Source organism: Aminobacter sp. Piv2-1, from assembly GCF_037625995.1.
Lineage (GTDB): Bacteria > Pseudomonadota > Alphaproteobacteria > Rhizobiales > Rhizobiaceae > Aminobacter.
In genome coordinates, this window is sequence record NZ_JARKMU010000002.1 from 83,705 (window position 1) to 101,926 (window position 18,222).

Below are 18,222 nucleotides of genomic sequence, written 5' to 3' on the forward strand. Positions count from 1 at the left end.
AGGGGGAGATGGCCGGCAGGCCAGAGGGGGGCCTGCTGCCATGCACGTCACGCGTTGCCGATCAGCACGCCCGCCGCAAGGACCAGCCCGCCGCCGAGCACCACCTGGAAGGCGGCGCGCAGGAACGGCGTCTCCATGTAGCGGTTCTGGATGAAGGCGATCGCCCAGAGTTCCACGAACACCACGGCCGCCGCCACGGTCGTCGCCGTCCAGAAATGCGGGATGAGGTAGGGCAGGGCGTGGCCGAGACCGCCGATAGCCGTCATGATGCCGGAGGCGAGGCCGCGCTTTATCGGCGAGCCGCGCCCGGACAGCTTGCCGTCGTCGTGGGCGGCTTCGGTGAAGCCCATCGAGATGCCGGCGCCGACGGAAGCCGACAGGCCGACCAGGAAGGTCTGCCAGGTGTCCTGCGTGGCGAAGGCTGCGGCGAAGATCGGCGCCAGCGTCGACACCGAGCCGTCCATCAGGCCCGCGAGGCCGGGCTGCACATAGGTCAGGATGAACTGGCGCCGCTCGCCGGTCCGCTCCTCTTCCCTGACGTCCTCGGGCACGTGCTTGAGGCCGAGGCGGTGGGCGAGCGATTCATGGCCTTGCTCGGCGGCCGCCAGGTCGCCGAGCAGCTTGCGGGTGGAGGCATCCGACGTGCGCTTCGCCGCCTCGATGTAGAAGCGGTGGGCCTGCCGCTCCATCTCCTCGGCCTGGTCGCGCACCTTGTCGATGCCGAGCGGGCGCACCAGCCAGTCGGGCTTGCGCTCGTAGTAGCCGCGCACATGCTCGCGCCGGATCAGCGGGATGCGCTCGCCGAAGCGCTTGCGGTGCAGCTCGATCAGCGAGGCGCGGTGGCCGTCCTCCTCCTCGGCCATGGCGTCGAACATCTTGGCCGATTGCGCAAACTCGTCGCGCAGGCCGTCGGCATAGGCACGGTAGATGCGGGCGTCGTCCTCCTCCGACGAGATGGCGAGCGCCAGGATCTCCTGCTCGGAAAGGGAATCGAAGGCGCGGCGGCCGAAGCCGAAGACACGGGAAAGCATGCTGATTCCTTAGTTTAGAATTGTTCTAAACTAGGTCGAGCAAGACCGGCGGTCAATGCGCCAGCGGCGCAACAATTTTCCGCTTCATGGTCCAGCCGGGCAACGCAAAAGCTTGTTATAGCCTCACTTGCGCCTATATAGGCTAACCTTACTATATGGAGAGAGGTTTCCCATGGCGGCCAGGCAGCAAGCCCATCGCATCGACCCCAAGCCCGTGCTCGAGCTGATCGCCAGCCTCGAGGCCGACCTGCAGCGCCTCAGGAAGATGCTGGAGCCGGCGCCCGAGAAATTCGATCCGGACAACCCGCTCAACAAGGCCACCGACGGCAAGCTGACCGAGCAGGGGGTCGAGTGCTGCTACCGCATGTTCGACGAGGGCAAGTCGCGCTATTCGGTGTCGCGCGCCATGAAGATCTCGTTTGCCGCCGCCACCCATCGCTTCAACGCCTGGCGCAAGGCCGGCGGCGAGAAGCGGCAGCGGGCGTTGCTGGGCTGATTTGCCTTCACGACGGCTTCGACAGCGAAAAGACGTCGAGGCCGTCGACATCCCTCTCGATGCGCCGCCAGCCGAGCCCTTCATAGAAGCTGGCCTTGGTCGGCTCGGCGCAGAGATAGACTGTCTCGAAGCCTTGCCCGAAGGCGGCTTCGGCTGCGGCCCGGACCAGGGCCGAACCGATGCCGGCCTTGCGCGCCGCCTCGTCGACCCAGACGGCCGCCACCCAGGGCGCGTATTGCGGGCGGGCCTCGAGGTCGTCGTCGATCAAATGCGCGGTGCCGAGGAAAGTGTCGCCATGATGGGCGACGAGCGCCATCGGGCGGCCGGTGGGCGCCAAGCTCTCGTCGACCAGCCCTTGCAGGTAATCGAGCCCGACCCCCTGGTCGCGCCACCAGGCGTTCCAGACACGCTCGGCCACCGTGGAAGCAAATTCCGGCCTGTCGCGAAGATCGGATATGGAATAATTCTGGCTGCGGCGATCCGTCATGCTTGTTTTCGTCCGGCTGGTCTTTCGGCTGGTGGAATAGGGATGACCGGGCAGCAATCCAATGGCCAGCTAGACCATTCCACGGAGCCAGACATGACCCTCGAATCCTGGCAGTTCTGGGCGGTGCTGTCCGCCGTCTTCGCGGCCCTGACAGCGATCTTCGCCAAGGTCGGCGTCGAGAACGTCAATTCCGATTTCGCCACGCTGATCAGGACCGTGGTCATCCTTCTGGTCCTGGCGGGGATCGTGACCGCGACCGGGCAGGCGCAGGCGCTGGGCGCGATTTCGGGGAAGACCTATGCCTTCCTGGCTCTCTCGGGTCTCGCCACGGGGGCTTCGTGGCTATGCTATTTCCGCGCCCTGAAGCTGGGCAACGCCGCGCAGGTGGCGCCGATCGACAAGCTAAGCGTCGTTCTTGTCGCGGTGTTTGGCGCCGTCTTTCTGGGCGAGCGTCTTGGCCCGGCGAACTGGCTCGGCGTCGCGCTGATCGCGGCGGGAGCGGTGCTGGTCGCCTACAAGGCCTGAGGGGGGAACCGCCTTGGTGGCGGCGTCGATGCGGGAGATGAAGGCGTCGAAGCGATGGGGCATGGCTGGTGCTTTTGCCTTTGTTAGCGAATCGCTATGCCGATCCGCGGTCGCGATTACCGTCCCGCACTGTGGCAAAGCCATGGCGGAACCGATCACAACCTTTTGCAAGCCGGCGCTCGCCGTGCCAAACAGGACCCAAGGGCCGTCACCCTGAATCGGACGGCAAGCGGGGCTCGGTGCAGACAGGCGAAAACAGGCGGGTTTATGTGGTCGGCCAGACCGAGATCGCGGCGCGGCCGCTCGATCCGGCGCTCTATCTGGTCGCCACCCCGATCGGCAATCTCGGCGACATCACGCTGCGCGCCCTGGAGACGCTCGCCGGCGCCGATCACGTCGCCTGCGAGGACACGCGCGTCACCCGCGTGCTGCTCGACCGCTACGGCATCCGCCAGCGGCCGACCGCCTATCACGAGCACAATGCGGCCGAGGCCGGGCCGCGGCTGATCGAGGCGCTGGAGAGCGGCCGCAGCGTGGCGCTGGTGTCGGACGCCGGCACGCCGCTGGTCTCCGACCCCGGCTTCCGGCTGGTCGAGCAGGCGCAGGCGCACGGCATCCGCGTCGTCCCCATCCCCGGCGCGTCCGCCGTGCTCGCCGCGCTGACCGCTTCGGGCCTGCCGTCGGACGCGTTCTTCTTCGCCGGCTTCCCGCCGGTCAAGGACGGGCAGAAGCGGTCGCGGCTCGAAGAGCTCAAGGCCGTGCCCGGCACGCTGATCCTGTTCGAATCGCCGCGTCGGCTCGCCGACACGCTCGCCGCCATGGCCGACGTCCTGGGCGACCGGGGGGCGGCGATCGGCCGCGAGCTCACCAAGGCCTTCGAGGAGATCCGCACCGGCACGCTTGCCGAACTGGCCGCGCACTATGCCGCAGCCGACACGCCGAAGGGCGAGGTCGTCATCTGCGTCGCCCCGCCCGCGGCGCGCACCGAAACGGTCGAGGACATCGACAAGCTGCTGGTGTCGCTGGCCAGGGAGATGCCGGCATCGAAGGCCGCGGCGGAAGCCGCGCGCATGACCGGCCGGCAGAAGCCTGTGCTCTACCGCCGCCTGCTCGAACTCAAGGAAGGGGCGGGTGACTGACCGGCTCGCCCGGCAGAAGGCGCACAGCCGCGGCCACCGCGGCGAATGGCTCGCCGCCCTTGCCCTGATGCTCAAGGGTTTTCGGATCGTCGCCCGGCGCTACAAGACGAAGCTCGGCGAGATCGACCTGATCGCCAGGCGCGGCAACCTGGTGCTGATCGTCGAGGTCAAGTCGCGGAAAACGCTGCTCGAGGCCATGGATGCGCTGGCCTACGGCTCCGAGCGGCGCATCGAGGCGGCGGCCGATCTCTGGCTGGCGCGCCAGCCCGACTATGGCAAGCTCTCGGTGCGCTTCGACATGGTGGCGGTGCTGCCCCGGCGCTGGCCGGTGCATGTCGAGAACGCATTCCAGGGGCGCAACTGAGCATGGCGCGCCGCGCGTCTGATTGGACGCGCAAAGCCGCTCCAACGCCTTGAACCTGCGCTTCGTGCTTTCCGAAAATCGATCCCGATTTTCGGGCCGATGCGGCAGGGTCTTTACGCTGGACGCCAATGCCCTTAACAGGCCTCGCAACGCCCGCGGCGCGGGCAATCGCGTTTCGCGTCCCGCAGGGACGTCTGAATTCCTGGAGAGAGCAATGACCCTTCCCGACCGGCTGAGCATCGACCCGCGCAGCCCCTTCTTCGACGGTGAGGCGCTGGAACGCGGCGTCGGCATCCTGTTCAACGGACGTGAGCGCGAGGATGTCAGCGAATATTGCGTCAGCGAGGGCTGGATCCGCGTGCCGGCCGGCAAGTCCAAGGACCGCTTCGGCCAGCCGATCACCATCAAGCTCAAGGGCACCGTCGAGCCTTTCCCGAAGCCGTGAGGTAGCGGACCGGCGCGCCTCACCATGCGGCCGGCCGTCAGCCGATAATGTCGAAGCCCGGCGGCACGTCCCGCTGCTCGGCCGCTTCGGCCACGACATTCGTCACCGCCGCGCCGCGCGGCCCGTCCCAGAGCGCCTTCAGCATCGCCTCGACCGCCTTGTTCGGACCGCAGATCAGCGCCCGCACCGAGCCGTCGCGCTCGTTGCGCACCCAGCCGCGCAGGCCGAGCCGCTGCGCTTCCCGCAGCGTCCAGACCCTGAAGCTGACGCCCTGGACGCGCCCGGTGACGCTCACCAGCAGGGTGCGGTAGGTGTCGTTCATCGCTGCCTCCTGCCAGGCTATGACATCGGGGTAGCGGCAGGTTGCGGCGTTGGCCTACCCGCCGAGCCCCTCGAACAGCACCGTCGACAGATAGCGCTCGGCGAAGGAGGGGATCACCACCACGATGTTCTTGCCGGCATTCTCCGGCCGCGAGCCGACGACCACCGCCGCCTGCAGCGCCGCACCCGAGGAGATGCCGACCGGCACGCCTTCCAACCGCGCCACCAGCCGGGCGTTTGCCACGGCCTCCTCGTTCGAGACCTTGACGATCTCGTCGTAGATGGTGGTGTCCAGCACCTTGGGCGCGAAGCCCGCGCCGATGCCCTGGATCTTGTGCGGGCCCGGCTGGCCGCCCGAAAGCACCGGCGAGCCCTCCGGCTCCACCGCCACCACACGCAGCGACGGCTTGCGGCCCTTGATCACCTGGCCGACGCCGGTGATGGTGCCGCCGGTGCCGATGCCTGCGACGAGGATGTCGATCTCGCCCTGGGTGTCGTTCCAGATCTCCTCGGCCGTGGTCTGGCGGTGGATCTCCGGGTTGGCCGGGTTCTCGAACTGCTGCGGGATGACGGCGTTGGGGATGGTCTGCACCAGCTCCTCCGCCTTGGCTATGGCGCCCTTCATGCCCTTGGCGCCTTCGGTCAGCACCAGTTCGGCGCCGAGCAGCGCCAGCATCTTGCGGCGCTCGATCGACATGGTCTCCGGCATGGTCAGGATCAGCTTGTAGCCCTTGGCGGCCGCGGCGAAGGCGAGCGCGATGCCGGTATTGCCCGAGGTCGGCTCGATCAGCGTGCTCTTGCCGGGCGTGATCCGGCCCGATGCTTCCAGCGCCTCGACCATCGCCACGCCGATGCGGTCCTTGACGCTGGCGATCGGGTTGAAGAACTCGAGCTTGGCAAGCAGGTTCGCCGCCACGCCCCGTTCCTTGGCGAACTTGTCGAGCCTGACCAGCGGCGTGTCGCCGATCGTCTCGGTGATCGAACCGTAGATGCGCCCGCGGCCGGGTACGCGCGTGGGGGTGACGGGCTTGTTCATACGGTTCGCTCCCTGCCTGGATGACGCATTGCCGGCGACGAAGATAGGGTGTCGCCGGGCAGATTCCGAGTGGGTCGCATCCTGATTAGCGGCATCGCACGGAAATGCGTTTCCGCCAATGCGCCGGCATTGGAATGAGATTCTCGGAACAGCCTTACTGGCGGGCGGCGATCGCTGCCGCCGCACCCACCATGAAGGCGGCCGCGGTGCGGTTGAGCGCCTTCAGCGCCCTGGGCGTCTTCAGGAACCAGCGCGCCTGCGAGGCCAGTGCCAGATAGGGCACCAGCACCAGCAGCAGCACCGCGACGGTGATCGCCACGAGGACGCCGTAGTCGGCCAGCGTCACCGATCTCAGGTCGATCACCGTCGGCGTGATCGCCAGGTAGAAGATCATCGTCTTGGGGTTGCCGAGCGTCAGCGTCAGCCCGGCCAGCAGGCTGGGGAGGAAACCGTCCTTGCCCTTCTTCGCCTCGATCGTCTCGGGCGTGATGCCGCTGTTCCAGAAGCTCCAGGCGAGCCAGGCGAGATAGGCGACGCCGAGCCACTTGATCGCCAGGAATACCATGCCGAAGGTCTGCGCCACCATGGCGAGCCCCAGCACCACGGCGGTGAGATAGGTCAGGTCGCCCAGCACCAGCCCGAGCGACATGGCGAGCGACGAGCGGAAGCCCGAGCCGAGCGCCCGTGCCACGAGTGCGGTCACGCCGGGGCCGGGAATGGCCGCGGCAATGGCGAGCGCGCCGCTATAGGCGAGAAATCCTGCAAGCGTCATCGGAGCAGCCTGGTTGTCGGTTGATCGCCGGCTCAATGACACAAATGCCGTTTCCAGGAAATGTCGCGTCGCTTGGGCCAGCGATCACATTTTGCAGGAATCGCCGTTTCGGTCATCGACATGTCACGCTTGCTCGTGTACGCGCACGGTCCCGCCGCGGCCCGACCTTTCGAGCGCCGCCGACCATACGCAGCAAAATTCAGGATATTCAGATGCGACCGGCTTACGGCGGCATAGACTTCGGCACTTCCAATTCCACCGTCGGCGTCATCGAGAACGGTCGGCCGCGCCTCGTCGCGCTCGAGGGCGAGAGCGTCACCCTGCCGTCGGCCATCTTCTTCAATTTCGAGGACGACAACACCGCCATGGGCCGCCGGGCCATCGGCGAGTACACCGACGGCGCCGAGGGCCGCCTGATGCGCGCACTGAAGAGCGTGCTCGGCTCGTCCCTGGTGCACGAGAAGACCCGCATCAAGGCGCGCCAGATCGCCTTCACCGACATCATCGGCATGTTCGTCGGCCACCTCAAGGACAAGCTCGAAGGCCATGTCGGCGAAGCGGTCGAGAACGTCGTGCTCGGCCGCCCCGTCCAGTTCGTCGACGAGGATGCCGAGGCCGACGCCGCGGCCCAGGGCGAGCTCGAAAAGGCCGCCCGCAAGCAGGGCTTCAAGCACATCGACTTCCAGTTCGAGCCGATCGCGGCCGCCCTCGACTACGAGCGCACCGTCACCGGCGAGGAACTGGCGCTGATCGTCGACATGGGCGGCGGCACCTCCGACTTCTCCATCGTCCGCGTCTCGCCCGAGCGCGCGGCCGCCCCTGACCGCAAGGCCGACATCCTCGCCAACCGCGGCGTCCACATCGGCGGTACCGATTTCGACCGCCTGCTCTCGATCGCCCATGTCATGCCCGAGCTCGGCTACCTGTCGCCGACCAAGGACGGCAAGCGCAACCTGCCGGCCGGCTACTTCATCGACCTGGCAACGTGGCAGCGCATCAACCTGCTCTACACGCCCAAGGCCAAGCTCGACCTGCGCCAGATCCGCTTCGAGGCGGCCAGGCCCGACCTCGTCGACCGCATGATCGAGGTGGTCGAGCAGCGTTTCGGCCACGCGCTCGCCACCCGGGTCGAAAAGGCCAAGATCGAACTCACCGACGCCGACCGCGCCACCGTCGGGGTCGATCTGCCGGGTGCTCACTTCTCCGCTTCCTTCACCCGCGGGCAGCTGGAGGACACCATCCGCGCCGAGGTCGGCCGCGTCACCGCCACCGTCGCCGACACGCTGGCCGAGGCTGGCGTGCGCGCCGAGGACATCACCGCCGTCTTCCTCACCGGCGGCTCGACCGCCATCCCGCTGGCGCGCCAGAGCATCCTCGAGTTGGTCCCCGGCGCCAAGGTCGTCCAGGGTGATGCCTTCGGCTCCGTCGGGATGGGGCTCGCGCTCGATGCCCAGCGCAAGTTCGGCTGACTGGGCTCGCGTAGAAGCTTGATCTTGCGCCGGGTTGTGGTCCGGCGCTTCGTGAAGTGAAGCTTGGGCCGCTATGAAAGGTCGGCGTCGAGACGCCGTTCGAGTTCCACCAGGTCCTGCGGCAGCGGCAGGCCTTGCGCGCGCAGCTCGGCGAGCTTCTCGCGGATCTGCTCCTGCAGTTCGTGGGCGTCCTCGGGCTGGTTGACCATCTCCTGAAACAGGACCGCGATCTGGGCCTTGATCTGTTCGAGCGCCATCTGGGTCTCCCCTGGCTGTGCGGCTATCTCAGCATGCGCGAAATAAGCTGCGCCGTATAGTCCACCATCGGCACGATTCGCGCATAGTTGAGCCGGGTCGGGCCGATGACGCCGAGCGCGCCGACGACGCGGGCGTCCTTGTCGCGGTAGGGCGCCACCACCAGCGACGAGCCCGAAAGCGAGAACAGCCGGTTCTCGGAGCCGATGAAGATGCGCACGCCCGAACCTTCCTCGGCGAGGTCGAGCAGCTGGATCAGCCCGTCCTGGGTCTCCATGTCCTCGAACAGGTGCTTGAGCAGCTCGATGTCGGCCTGGGCGGTGACGTTTTCGAGCAGGTTGGCGCGGCCGCGCACGATGAGGCGGGCCGGCAGGCCGCTGTCGGCCCCGGCCCAGACGGCGAGGCCCTTCTCGACCAGCTGCTGCGACAGCGTGTCGAGCGCCGCCTTGGTCTCGTCCTTGAGGCGGGCGATCTCGGTGCGCGCCTCGGCCAGCGTGCGGCCGCGGATATGGGCATTGAGGAAGTTGGTGGCCTCCTGGAGCTGGGACAGCGTGACGCCCAGCGGCAGCTCGACGACACGGTTCTCGACGTCGCCGTTCTGCGACACCAGCACCACGAGCGCCCGCGACGGCTCCAGCTGGATGAACTCGATGTGCTTGAGCGGCACCTCGTTCTTGGTGGCGAGCACGAGGCCCGCGCCGCGCGACAGGCCCGACAGCATCTGGCTCGCCTCGGTCAGCATGTGCTCGAGCGAGGCGCCGTCGCCCGAGGCCTTGACCTGGGCGTCGATGGTGCGGCGTTCCTCGTCGGAGAGGTCGCCCAGTTCCATGAAGGCGTCGACGAAGAACCTGAGGCCCTTCTGCGTCGGCAGGCGGCCGGCGGAGATGTGCGGCGCATAGACGAGGCCGAGATGTTCGAGGTCGCTCATGACGTTGCGCACGGTGGCCGGCGACAGCGACGAGGGCAGCATGCGCGACAGGTTGCGAGAGCCCATCGGCTCGCCGTCGCGCAGGTAGGATTCGACGATGCGCCGGAAGATGTCGCGCGAGCGCATGTCGAGGGACTGCAGGCTGGGGTCGGTAACCGCTTTGGTCATCTTCTTCTTGGTCTCCGCCTCGAATGATATAGACAGCGCCGGCCCGAACACAACCGTTGCCCGGCTTGCCTGTTTTCCTTTGCGCTCCTGTGGGCATGGGGCTACAAGCCGGCGACATCTGCCAAATTCCTGAGAAAGAACCCGCATGCGCCCCTCCAAACGCCAGTTCGACGAAATGCGCGCCATCTCCTTCGAGCGCAACGTGTCCAAGCACGCCGAAGGCTCGTGCCTGGTCAAGTTCGGCGACACGCATGTGCTGTGCACGGCGAGCCTCGAGGAAAAGGTGCCCGGCTGGATGCGCAATTCCGGCAAGGGCTGGGTGACGGCCGAATACGGCATGCTGCCGCGTTCGACCGGCGAGCGCATGCGCCGCGAGGCATCGGCCGGCAAGCAGGGCGGCCGCACGCTGGAGATCCAGCGGCTGATCGGTCGCTCCTTGCGCGCCGTGGTCGACATGCAGGCCCTGGGCGAGCGCCAGATCACCGTCGACTGCGACGTGATCCAGGCCGATGGCGGCACCCGCACGGCGTCGATCACCGGCGCCTGGATTGCCCTTCACGATTGCCTGCGCTGGATGGAAGCGCGCCAGATGGTCAGCGTCGACAAGGTGCTGAAGGACCATGTCGCGGCGATTTCCTGCGGCATCCATGACGGCCAGGCGGTGATCGACCTCGACTATCCCGAGGATTCCGCAGCCGGCACCGACGCCAACTTCGTCATGACCGGCAAGGGCGGCATCGTCGAGATCCAGGGCACCGCCGAGGGCGTGCCGTTCTCGGAAGAAGAATTCCTGCAACTGATGGGCCTCGCCCGCAAGGGCATCTCGCGGCTGGTCAGCCTGCAGCAGATGGCGGTGGCGTAAGCAACGAAGGCGATGACGTCGCACGTGGACACCCCCCTCTGGCCTGCCGGCCATCTCCCCCGCAAGGGGGGAGATCGGCAGCTCGACTGCGGGCGATCCTCTTGCGATTTCGACGTTGAGGCGGTGCGGCTGCCACAGCCAATCTCCCCCCTTGCGGGGGAGATGGCCGGCAGGCCAGAGGGGGGTGTCTAGGTGCAACCCTCCGCCATCCTCGAATCCGCCCTCTACGTCGCCGACCTCGACGCCGCGGAGAAATTCTACGGCGAGGTGATGGGGCTCGAGCGGATCGCCAGGGTGGAAGGCCGGCACGTGTTCTTCCGCTGCGGCCAGGGCGTGCTGCTGCTGTTCAACGCCGATGCCACCCGCCAGCCGCCCAGGCCGGACGCCAGGCTGCCGGTGCCGCCGCACGGCACGACCGGTCACGGGCATCTGTGCTTTGCCGGCACGGCTGAAGAGATCGAAGACTGGAAGCAGCGGCTCGAAGGCGCAGGCATCGCCATCGAAGCCGATTTCGAGTGGCCGAACGGCGGCCGCTCCATCTATTTCCGCGATCCCGACGGCAATTCGCTGGAGATCGCCGAACCGAGAATCTGGGGACTTTGATGCGTGAACTCGCCGACAGGAAGATCGTCATCGCCAGCCACAACGCCGGCAAGCTGCGCGAGTTCGCCGACCTGATGGCGCCGTTCGGCTTCGAGGCCAAGTCGGCCAGGGAGTACGGCCTGCCCGAGCCCGACGAGACCGGCACGACCTTCGAGCAGAACGCCTACATCAAGGCGCATGCCGCGGCCGAGAAGACCGGCCTGCCGGCGCTGTCCGACGATTCCGGCCTGGTGGTCGACGCGCTCGACGGCGCGCCCGGCGTCTACACCGCCAACTGGGCCGAGAAGGAAGACGGCAGCCGCGACTTCGGCATGGCCATGCGGCGCACCGAGGATGCCATGCAGGAGCGCGGCGCCACCGCACCGGACCAGCGCAGCGGTCGCTTCGTCGCCGTCATCTGCCTCGCCTGGCCCGACGGCCACGCCGAATATTTCCGCGGCGAGGCCGAGGGTACGCTGGTCTGGCCGCCGCGCGGCGAAATGGGTTTTGGCTACGACCCGGTGTTCCTGCCCGAGGGCTTCGACAAGACCTTCGGCGAGATGAGCGCCGAGGAAAAGCACGGCTGGAAGCCGGGCCAGGAGGACGCCCTGTCGCACCGCGCCCGCGCCTTCCAGAAATTCGCCCGCGCCAAGCTCGGTTCGGCCTGAGCGATGTTATTGCCTTTGGAACGCCAGCGCCGCCCCTCATCCCCCTGCCGGGACCTTCTCCCCGTGAACGGGGAGAAGGGGGCTTGCCGCGACGTTGCCGCTTCGTCCTTCTCCCCGCCCGCGGGGAGAAGGTGGCGGCAGCCGGATGAGGGGCAGCGCCAGCCTTCGAGGACCATCCGATGATCTTCGATCGCTCGCCCGGCTTCGGCGTCTACGTGCATTGGCCGTTCTGCGCGGCCAAGTGCCCCTATTGCGACTTCAACAGCCATGTCCGCCACCAGCCCGTGGACCAGGAGCGCTTTGCCCGCGCCTTCGCCACCGAGCTTACCGCCATGCGCGCCCGCACCGGGCCGCGCGAGGTGACCAGCATCTTCCTCGGCGGCGGCACGCCGTCGCTGATGCAGCCCGAGACTGTGGGCGCCGTGCTCGACGCGATCGCCGCCAACTGGACGGTGTCGGCCAACGCCGAGATCACCCTCGAAGCCAACCCCTCGTCGGTCGAGGCCGAGCGCTTCCGCGGCTACCGCGCGGCCGGCGTCAACCGCGTGTCGCTGGGCGTGCAGGCGCTGAACGATCAGGACCTGCGTTTCCTCGGCCGGCTGCACAATGTCGAGGAGGCGCTGCACGCCATCGGCCTGGCGCGCGAGATCTTCCCGCGCCTGTCATTCGACCTGATCTATGCAAGGCCGGGCCAGAGGCCCGACGCCTGGGCGGCGGAACTCACCCAGGCGATCGGCTATGCCGTCGACCACCTGTCGCTCTACCAGCTGACCATCGAGGAAGGCACGCGCTTCTTCCAGCTCCACAAGGCCGGCAAGTTCGAGATCCCCGATGGCGAGCACGCCGCCGAACTCTACGCCATCACGCAAGACGTGACGGCGGCGCATGGCCTGCCGGCCTACGAGATCTCCAACCACGCCAGGCCCGGCGCCGAGAGCCGGCACAACCTGACCTACTGGCGCTACGGCGAATATGTCGGCGTCGGCCCCGGCGCGCATGGCCGCTTCGTCGAGGACGGCCGCCGCATCGTCACCATCGCCGAGAAGCTGCCCGAGCGCTGGGCCGAGCTGGTCGAGGAGAGGGGCCACGGCATCGTCGGCGGCGAGACGCTGACCCGCTCCGAGGAGGCCGACGAGTTTTTGCTGATGGGCCTCAGGCTCGTCGAGGGCATCGACCTTGCCCGCTACGAGCAGCTTTCCGGCAAGTCGTTGTCCTCGGCGCGGCTGTCGATCCTGCAGGGCGAGGGGCTGGTGGCGCCGATCGGCAATTCGCGCCTGCGCGCCACGCCCGAGGGCATGATCGTGCTCGACGCCGTGGTGGCCGACCTCGCGCGCTGACGTCGTCAGTCCAGCGTCCGCCTGAACCTGAGCAGCGCCAGCCCCGCGAACACCACCACGAACACGCCGAGTATGCCCACCTCCTGGGCGATCGCCGGGAATTCGGCGCCCTTCAGCATCACCGCCCGGATGATGCGCAGGAAATGCGTCAGCGGCAGGATCTCGCCCAGCGCCTGGGCCCAGCCGGGCATGCCGCGATAGGGAAACATGAAGCCCGAAAGCAGGATCGACGGCAGGAAGAAGAAGAAGGTCAGCTGCATCGCCTGCATCTGCGTGCGCGCCATGGTCGAGATCGTGTAGCCGAGCAGCACCAGCGCCATCACGAACACCAGGATCGCCGACAAAAGCAGCGGCAGCGAGCCGATGAACGGGATGGCGAACAGGAGCTTCGACGCCACCAGCACCACCGTCACCTGCACCGCGCCGACCACCAGATAGGGCAGCACCTTGCCGAGCATGATCTCGGCCGGGCTCGCCGGCATCGCCAGCAGGTTCTCCATCGTGCCGCGCTCGGTCTCGCGGGTCAGCGCCATCGATGTCATCATCACCATCGTCATCTGCAGGATGACGCCGAGCAGCCCGGGCACGATGTTGTACTGCGAGATGCCCTCGGGATTGTAGCGCCTGTGGACGACCACCTGGAGCTGGCCCTTGGCGTTCTCGGCGGCCGCCGCCTCCATGCCCTGGGCCCTGAGCAGCGCCTGGTTGGCGACCGTGCCGAGCGTCGACACCGCGCCGCTGGACGCCGAGGGATCGGTGGCGTCGGCCTCGATCAGGATCTGCGGGGCGTTGCCGCCGGCCACGCGGCGGCCGAAGTCGGCCGGGATGGTGACGACGAAGGCCACCGCGCCGCTCGCCATCAGCTCCTCGGCCTCGGCGGCCGTCGCGGCGACATGGTCGAAGCGGTAGTAGTTGGTGTTCTGGAGTGCCGCCACTATGGCGCGCGTATAGGGGTCGTTGCTGGTCGCCACCAGCGCCGCCGGCAGGCTTTTCGGGTCGCTGTTGATGGCGAAGCCGAACAGCACGAGCTGCATCAGCGGCACGCCCAGCATCATGGCGAAGGTGATGCGGTCGCGCCGCATCTGGATGAACTCCTTCATCAGCAGCGCCCCCAGCCTCGCGAAGGAGAACAGCCCGTTGGCGATCGACTTCATGACATGTTGTCCCTGGAGCCGGCCATGAACTGGATGAACACGTCCTCGAGGCTGGTTTCGCCCGGCTCGACCGTCACGCCCTTGCGCTGGCCGATGTCGGCGAGTGCAGCCTCCAGACGCGCGCGGTCGGAGCCCACCACATGCAGCGTCGTGCCGAACGGCGCCACCTGGTCGACGCCCGGGCGGCCTTCGAGTGCCGCCGCCACCTGGTCGAGCCGCGGCCCCGACACGATGAAGGTCGTGAGCCCTGCGTTGCGCACCACCTCGTCCACCGTGCCGGTGGCCAGAAGCTTGCCGTAGGAGATGTAGCTGATGCGGTGGCAGCGCTCGGCCTCGTCCATGTAGTGGGTCGACACCAGCACCGTCAGCCCGTCATGCGCCAGCCTGTGGATCTCGTCCCAGAACTCGCGCCGCGCCTTGGGGTCGACGCCGGCGGTCGGCTCGTCGAGCAACAGCAGCTTCGGCTTGTGCATGATGCAGGCGGCGAGCGCCAGCCGCTGCTTCCAGCCGCCCGACAGCGTGCCCGCCAGCTGGTTGCGGCGGCTCGTCAGGCCGAGGTCCTCGAGCGTGTTGGCGACATAGTCCTCGACCGGCCGGAGCTTGTAGAGCCGGGCGACGAATTCGAGGTTCTCGCCGATCGTCAGGTCCTCGTAGAACGAGAACCTCTGCGTCATGTAGCCGACCTCGCTCTTGATCTTCAGCCCCTCGCGGCGCAGGTCGTAGCCGAGCACCTGGCCCTGGCCCTCGTCGGGGGTGAGCAGCCCGCACATGATGCGGATGGTCGTGGTTTTGCCCGAGCCGTTGGGGCCGAGGAAGCCGACGATCTCGCCCTCGGCGACCTGCATCGTCACGTGGTCGACGACGGTCTTGTCGCCGAAGCGCTTGACCAGGTTCCTGACGTCGATGGCGTTCATTGGGCGCTGCCTCCGGCAGCAAGGCGAATAGGGAATAGCGAGTAGGAAAGAGTGCCGATTGCGCCTGTCATGACCTGAACCCCTATTCGCTACTCACTACTCGCTATTCGCTCTTATCCACCGCCACATCCACGATCTGCCCCGGCTGCAACCCTGCAGCGCCTGCCTCCGGCCGGGCCTCCACGAGGTAAACCAGCTTCTGCCGGTTCTCGAGCGAGTAGATCACCGGCGGGGTGAATTCGGGATCGGGCGAGACGTAGCTCACCTTGGCCTTGAGCCCATCGGGGCAGCCGTCGCAGCGCACCGAAAGCCGGGTGCCGATCTCGACCGCAGAGAACGCGCTCTCCGGGATGAACAGGGTCAGCTTCGCCGCCCCGTCGGGCAGCACCGAGACGACCGGGGCCGACGGGCTCGCCGTGTCGCCGGCATTGCGGATCACGTCGCTGACGCGGCCCGCCGTCGGGGCCGCCAGCACTCGCTTCGACAGGCGCCAGCGGGCCTGATCGAGCTCCGCGCGCGCCTGCTCCCCCTTTTTCTCCGCCGCCTTGATCGCCTCGATGCGGGCCGGCAGGCCGGCCACTTCGAGATTGGCCCGCGCAAGCCCGATTGCCGCATCCGCCACCGCGACCTGGGTCCTGGCTTCGTCCAGCTGCGCCTGGGTGGCGATGCCGCGCTTGAACAGGTCCTCGGTGCGCACCAGCACGCGGCCCGCCTCCTCGGCCTGCGCCTTGGCCGAACGGACGCCGGCTTCGAGCGCGGCGATCTCCTCCGGCCGCTTGCCCACTTTGAGGTCGGCCAGTTCCGCCTCCGCCTGGGCGAGCGCCGCTTCCGCCTGGGTCACGGCGATCTTGGCGTCGCCGCTCTCCAGCGTGACGATCGGCTTGCCGGCTTCCACCCGGTCGCCGCGGCGCACCGCGATGCTTTCCACCTGCGCCACCTCGATTGGGGCGAGCAGCACGTAGTCGCCCTCGACATAGCCGACGGCGAGCGGCGCGGGGCCGGCGCAGGCCGAGAACAGCGACGCCGCGAAGGGTATCGAACAGAGGATGCTCATGGCTTTCCTGCCTTTCGCGCGGCGATGATGGCCGCGACGTTTTCCTTGGCAATGGCGACGACCTTGGCGGCCTCGGCCGCGCCGATGTCCGTCCAGCCCATCCGCCGCACGACGGCGGGGCGGGCGATGCGGAAATAGACGACCTGGCCGATCATCATGAACACCGTGATGCGGGTGCGCTCGCTCTCCGCCTCCTCGCCGGTGGCCGTGGCCCACAGCTGGCAGAGGCGCCGGTGCAGCGGCTCGAACACGCCGGCATAGATGCGGTCCAGCGCGTCCGTCGGCGTCGACAGTTCGCGCAGCATGAACTGCACGATCTCGCCGGCCTCGGGGCGGGCGACCATGAAGCCGACCATGCGCTCGATGGCCGCCTCGATCTGCGCCGTCGCCTCGGCGGCGGTCGCGAGCGCCGGCTGCGACAGCGTGCTGCTGCCGAAGGCCTGCATGGCGACGCCCTGGATGGTGTCGACGATGTAGTCCGCCGCGGCCAGCCGCAATCCTTCCTTGCCGCCGAAATGATAGGCGATGGAGCCGATGTTGGCATTGGCGGCCGCCGCGATCTCGCGCGTCGAGGTGCCCGCGAACCCCTGGCGGCCGAACAGCCTCAGCGCCGCCAGCACCAGCGACGTGCGGGTTGCCTCGGCCGCCGAAGCCGGCTGCGGGATGTTGCTTTGCGTCTTGCTCATGCCAATAATTTAATCAATCGATTGATTAAAGTCAAGTCACTGTTGCAAGCGCCAGCCGGCCACGCTTTACTGCCGCCATGGCCAAGGAAATCGAACGCAAGTTCCTGGTGCGCGGACAGGAGTGGCGGAGCCTTGTCGAGGACAGGATCCGCATCCGGCAGTTCTACCTCGCCTCGTCGCCCGGCCGCTCGATCCGGCTGCGTATTTCGGACGACAGGGTGGCGAAGCTGACGCTCAAGTTCGGCTCCAGGGGACGCGAGCGCGACGAGTTCGAATACGAAGTGCCGCTCGACGACGCCAGGGAGATGCAGGACCAGGCCGTCGGACGTGTCATCGAGAAGACACGTCATCATGTTAGCCATCGCGGGTATCTGTATGAGGTGGACGTTTTCGGAGGCGACCTGAGCGGGCTTGTCATCGCCGAACTGGAAACGCCCGACGACGTGCCGGCCGCCGATCTGCCGTCCTGGCTCGGCCGGGAGGTGACCGGCGACCCGCGCTACTACAACGCGTCGCTTGCTCTTGGCGACGCCCCGGAGGCGGTTGCATGAGCTTTCGCATCGATCCGCGCGCGCCCCTGACCGGGGAGGTTCGCCGCATCGCGCGCGAGGAGATCGACAGGGCCGTGGCATATCTCGATGCCGCGCGCGACAATCCGGAAAAGGCGCTCCATGCCGCCCGCCGCCGCATCAAGGCGCTGCGGGCGCTGCTGTGTCTCGTCCGGCCGGGCGACGAAGCCTTCTGCCGGGCCGAGAACGACCGTTTCCGCGATGTGGCGAGGTCGATCGCCGGCCCGCGCCAGGCGACAGCCCTGATCGAGACCGTCGACCGCCTGATTGCGGATTACCCCGACCATGCGGATTCCGCCGGCCTGGCGGGGATACGCGCCATGCTGGTCCGCTATCGCGCATCCGTCGTCTATGGCGCGATCGGGCTCGCAGCGACGCTCGACGCGGCCGTCGCCGAGTGCCGTGCCGGTGCCGCCGCCTTCGAGGCGCTGCATCTGCCCGACCACCCCGAGGATGCGGCCGACGTGCTGGCCGAGGGGGCGCTTGCCACCTTGCGGCGGGCGCGCAAGGCGTTGAAGCAGTCCAGCGAGAGCGGTCAGGCCGAGGATTTCCACGAACTGCGCAAGGCGGTGAAGACGCATGCGGCGCATCTTTCGCTGCTGCGCAGGCTCTGGCCGTCGCCGGTCAAGCCGCGCCGCGAGCAGGCCGACCTGCTCGGCGAGAGCCTCGGCGAGTTGCACGACGTCTTCATCATGCGCGCCCTCATCGATGCGCGCGAGGCGCCCTTCGACGGCCCCGAGCCCAAGCTCCTGGTCAAGCTGCTCAAGCGTTCGGAAAAGGCGCTGCGCAAACTTTGCCTCGCCGCCGCCGAGGAGCTGTTCGAGGACAAGCCCAGGCGCACAGTGCGCCGGCTTGCCAAGAAATGCCGGACCGACCTCGGCGAGGCCGTTGCGATGCCGGAACCCGAGGGCACGCCTGGCGAGTAGCGTCGGGCTGGCGCGCGTCGCCCGCGTCATGTTA

At 67.8% G+C, this 18,222-nt stretch carries 23 protein-coding genes; 12 read left to right on the forward strand and 11 right to left on the reverse strand.

The window, feature by feature from the left end; translation table 11 throughout:
* Positions 1 to 47: 47 nt before the first annotated feature.
* Complete coding sequence (mbfA, locus tag AmiPiv_RS04180) at positions 48 to 1,031, reverse strand: iron exporter MbfA (RefSeq protein ID WP_340036040.1); 984 nt, start codon at positions 1,029 to 1,031, stop codon at positions 48 to 50.
* 172 nt (positions 1,032 to 1,203) lie between these two features.
* Here mbfA and AmiPiv_RS04185 point away from each other — a divergent pair, with 172 nt between their 5' ends.
* Positions 1,204 to 1,527, forward strand: a complete 324-nt coding sequence (locus AmiPiv_RS04185) for a hypothetical protein (protein WP_340036041.1) — start codon at positions 1,204 to 1,206, stop codon at positions 1,525 to 1,527.
* 7 nt (positions 1,528 to 1,534) lie between these two features.
* Here the strand turns inward: AmiPiv_RS04185 and AmiPiv_RS04190 are convergent, their stop codons facing one another.
* Complete coding sequence (locus AmiPiv_RS04190) at positions 1,535 to 2,014, reverse strand: GNAT family N-acetyltransferase (RefSeq protein ID WP_340036042.1); 480 nt, start codon at positions 2,012 to 2,014, stop codon at positions 1,535 to 1,537.
* Between the two features lie 93 nt (positions 2,015 to 2,107).
* On the opposite strand from AmiPiv_RS04190, the gene AmiPiv_RS04195 reads away from it, so the two are divergent.
* The 4 genes from AmiPiv_RS04195 to AmiPiv_RS04210 all read left to right on the forward strand — a co-directional run bounded on the left by AmiPiv_RS04195 (position 2,108) and on the right by AmiPiv_RS04210 (position 4,487).
* Positions 2,108 to 2,539 (forward strand): EamA family transporter, encoded by a 432-nt coding sequence (locus AmiPiv_RS04195; protein ID WP_340036043.1) that lies wholly within the window; start codon positions 2,108 to 2,110, stop codon positions 2,537 to 2,539.
* 269 nt (positions 2,540 to 2,808) lie between these two features.
* Entirely contained in the window at positions 2,809 to 3,678 is an 870-nt protein-coding gene (gene rsmI, locus AmiPiv_RS04200) for a 16S rRNA (cytidine(1402)-2'-O)-methyltransferase (RefSeq protein WP_340036044.1), read from the forward strand.
* Positions 3,671 to 4,042 carry a YraN family protein gene (locus AmiPiv_RS04205; protein ID WP_340036045.1) on the forward strand — a complete coding sequence of 124 codons (372 nt, stop codon included), beginning with the start codon at positions 3,671 to 3,673 and terminating at the stop codon, positions 4,040 to 4,042. Before rsmI ends, AmiPiv_RS04205 begins: the two co-directional genes overlap by 8 nt.
* Before the next feature lie 214 nt (positions 4,043 to 4,256).
* Entirely contained in the window at positions 4,257 to 4,487 is a 231-nt protein-coding gene (locus AmiPiv_RS04210; protein ID WP_340036046.1) for a DUF3297 family protein, read from the forward strand.
* A 37-nt stretch (positions 4,488 to 4,524) separates the two neighbouring features.
* Here AmiPiv_RS04210 and AmiPiv_RS04215 read toward each other — a convergent pair whose 3' ends face one another.
* The 3 genes from AmiPiv_RS04215 to AmiPiv_RS04225 all read right to left on the reverse strand — a co-directional run bounded on the left by AmiPiv_RS04215 (position 4,525) and on the right by AmiPiv_RS04225 (position 6,616).
* Entirely contained in the window at positions 4,525 to 4,809 is a 285-nt protein-coding gene (locus AmiPiv_RS04215; protein WP_340036047.1) for an acylphosphatase, read from the reverse strand.
* A gap of 54 nt (positions 4,810 to 4,863) precedes the next feature.
* Positions 4,864 to 5,844, reverse strand: coding sequence for a cysteine synthase A (cysK, locus tag AmiPiv_RS04220; RefSeq protein ID WP_340036048.1), 981 nt, complete (start codon positions 5,842 to 5,844; stop codon positions 4,864 to 4,866).
* A 154-nt stretch (positions 5,845 to 5,998) separates the two neighbouring features.
* Positions 5,999 to 6,616 (reverse strand): LysE family translocator, encoded by a 618-nt coding sequence (locus tag AmiPiv_RS04225; protein ID WP_340036049.1) that lies wholly within the window; start codon positions 6,614 to 6,616, stop codon positions 5,999 to 6,001.
* Between the two features lie 212 nt (positions 6,617 to 6,828).
* Between AmiPiv_RS04225 and AmiPiv_RS04230 the strand changes: the two genes are divergently transcribed.
* Positions 6,829 to 8,085 (forward strand): Hsp70 family protein, encoded by a 1,257-nt coding sequence (locus tag AmiPiv_RS04230; protein ID WP_340036050.1) that lies wholly within the window; start codon positions 6,829 to 6,831, stop codon positions 8,083 to 8,085.
* Between the two features lie 71 nt (positions 8,086 to 8,156).
* On the opposite strand, the gene AmiPiv_RS04235 is transcribed toward AmiPiv_RS04230, so the two are convergent.
* Positions 8,157 to 8,342, reverse strand: coding sequence for a hypothetical protein (locus tag AmiPiv_RS04235; protein ID WP_340036051.1), 186 nt, complete (start codon positions 8,340 to 8,342; stop codon positions 8,157 to 8,159).
* A gap of 23 nt (positions 8,343 to 8,365) precedes the next feature.
* The gene (gene hrcA / locus AmiPiv_RS04240; RefSeq protein WP_340036052.1) at positions 8,366 to 9,436 is read right to left on the reverse strand and encodes a heat-inducible transcriptional repressor HrcA; all 1,071 of its coding nucleotides are present in this window, start codon (positions 9,434 to 9,436) and stop codon (positions 8,366 to 8,368) included.
* 145 nt (positions 9,437 to 9,581) lie between these two features.
* On the opposite strand from hrcA, the gene rph reads away from it, so the two are divergent.
* The 4 genes from rph (at position 9,582) to hemW (ending at position 12,885) form a co-directional block, all read left to right on the forward strand.
* Entirely contained in the window at positions 9,582 to 10,298 is a 717-nt protein-coding gene (gene rph, locus AmiPiv_RS04245) for a ribonuclease PH (RefSeq protein WP_340036053.1), read from the forward strand.
* Between the two features lie 192 nt (positions 10,299 to 10,490).
* Positions 10,491 to 10,901, forward strand: coding sequence for a VOC family protein (locus AmiPiv_RS04250; protein WP_340036054.1), 411 nt, complete (start codon positions 10,491 to 10,493; stop codon positions 10,899 to 10,901).
* Entirely contained in the window at positions 10,901 to 11,548 is a 648-nt protein-coding gene (gene rdgB / locus AmiPiv_RS04255) for an RdgB/HAM1 family non-canonical purine NTP pyrophosphatase (protein ID WP_340036055.1), read from the forward strand. Before AmiPiv_RS04250 ends, rdgB begins: the two co-directional genes overlap by 1 nt.
* 179 nt (positions 11,549 to 11,727) lie before the next feature.
* Positions 11,728 to 12,885, forward strand: a complete 1,158-nt coding sequence (hemW, locus tag AmiPiv_RS04260) for a radical SAM family heme chaperone HemW (RefSeq protein WP_340036056.1) — start codon at positions 11,728 to 11,730, stop codon at positions 12,883 to 12,885.
* A gap of 5 nt (positions 12,886 to 12,890) precedes the next feature.
* Here the strand turns inward: hemW and AmiPiv_RS04265 are convergent, their stop codons facing one another.
* The 4 genes from AmiPiv_RS04265 to AmiPiv_RS04280 form a co-directional block, all read right to left on the reverse strand.
* Positions 12,891 to 14,039 (reverse strand): ABC transporter permease, encoded by a 1,149-nt coding sequence (locus AmiPiv_RS04265; protein WP_340036057.1) that lies wholly within the window; start codon positions 14,037 to 14,039, stop codon positions 12,891 to 12,893.
* Entirely contained in the window at positions 14,036 to 14,953 is a 918-nt protein-coding gene (locus AmiPiv_RS04270; protein WP_340036058.1) for an ABC transporter ATP-binding protein, read from the reverse strand. Before AmiPiv_RS04270 ends, AmiPiv_RS04265 begins: the two co-directional genes overlap by 4 nt.
* Positions 14,954 to 15,056: 103 nt before the next feature.
* Entirely contained in the window at positions 15,057 to 16,007 is a 951-nt protein-coding gene (locus AmiPiv_RS04275; protein WP_340036059.1) for an HlyD family secretion protein, read from the reverse strand.
* The gene (locus AmiPiv_RS04280; protein ID WP_340036060.1) at positions 16,004 to 16,693 is read right to left on the reverse strand and encodes a CerR family C-terminal domain-containing protein; all 690 of its coding nucleotides are present in this window, start codon (positions 16,691 to 16,693) and stop codon (positions 16,004 to 16,006) included. Before AmiPiv_RS04280 ends, AmiPiv_RS04275 begins: the two co-directional genes overlap by 4 nt.
* A 77-nt stretch (positions 16,694 to 16,770) precedes the next feature.
* Here AmiPiv_RS04280 and AmiPiv_RS04285 point away from each other — a divergent pair, with 77 nt between their 5' ends.
* Together AmiPiv_RS04285 and AmiPiv_RS04290 are read left to right on the forward strand one after the other, a co-directional pair.
* Positions 16,771 to 17,244 (forward strand): CYTH domain-containing protein, encoded by a 474-nt coding sequence (locus AmiPiv_RS04285; protein WP_340036061.1) that lies wholly within the window; start codon positions 16,771 to 16,773, stop codon positions 17,242 to 17,244.
* A complete protein-coding gene (locus tag AmiPiv_RS04290) occupies positions 17,241 to 18,188 on the forward strand; it encodes a CHAD domain-containing protein (RefSeq protein WP_340036062.1) in 948 nt (315 codons plus the stop codon). The genes AmiPiv_RS04285 and AmiPiv_RS04290 overlap by 4 nt, the downstream gene beginning before the upstream one ends.
* The last annotated feature ends 34 nt before the right edge of the window (positions 18,189 to 18,222 follow it).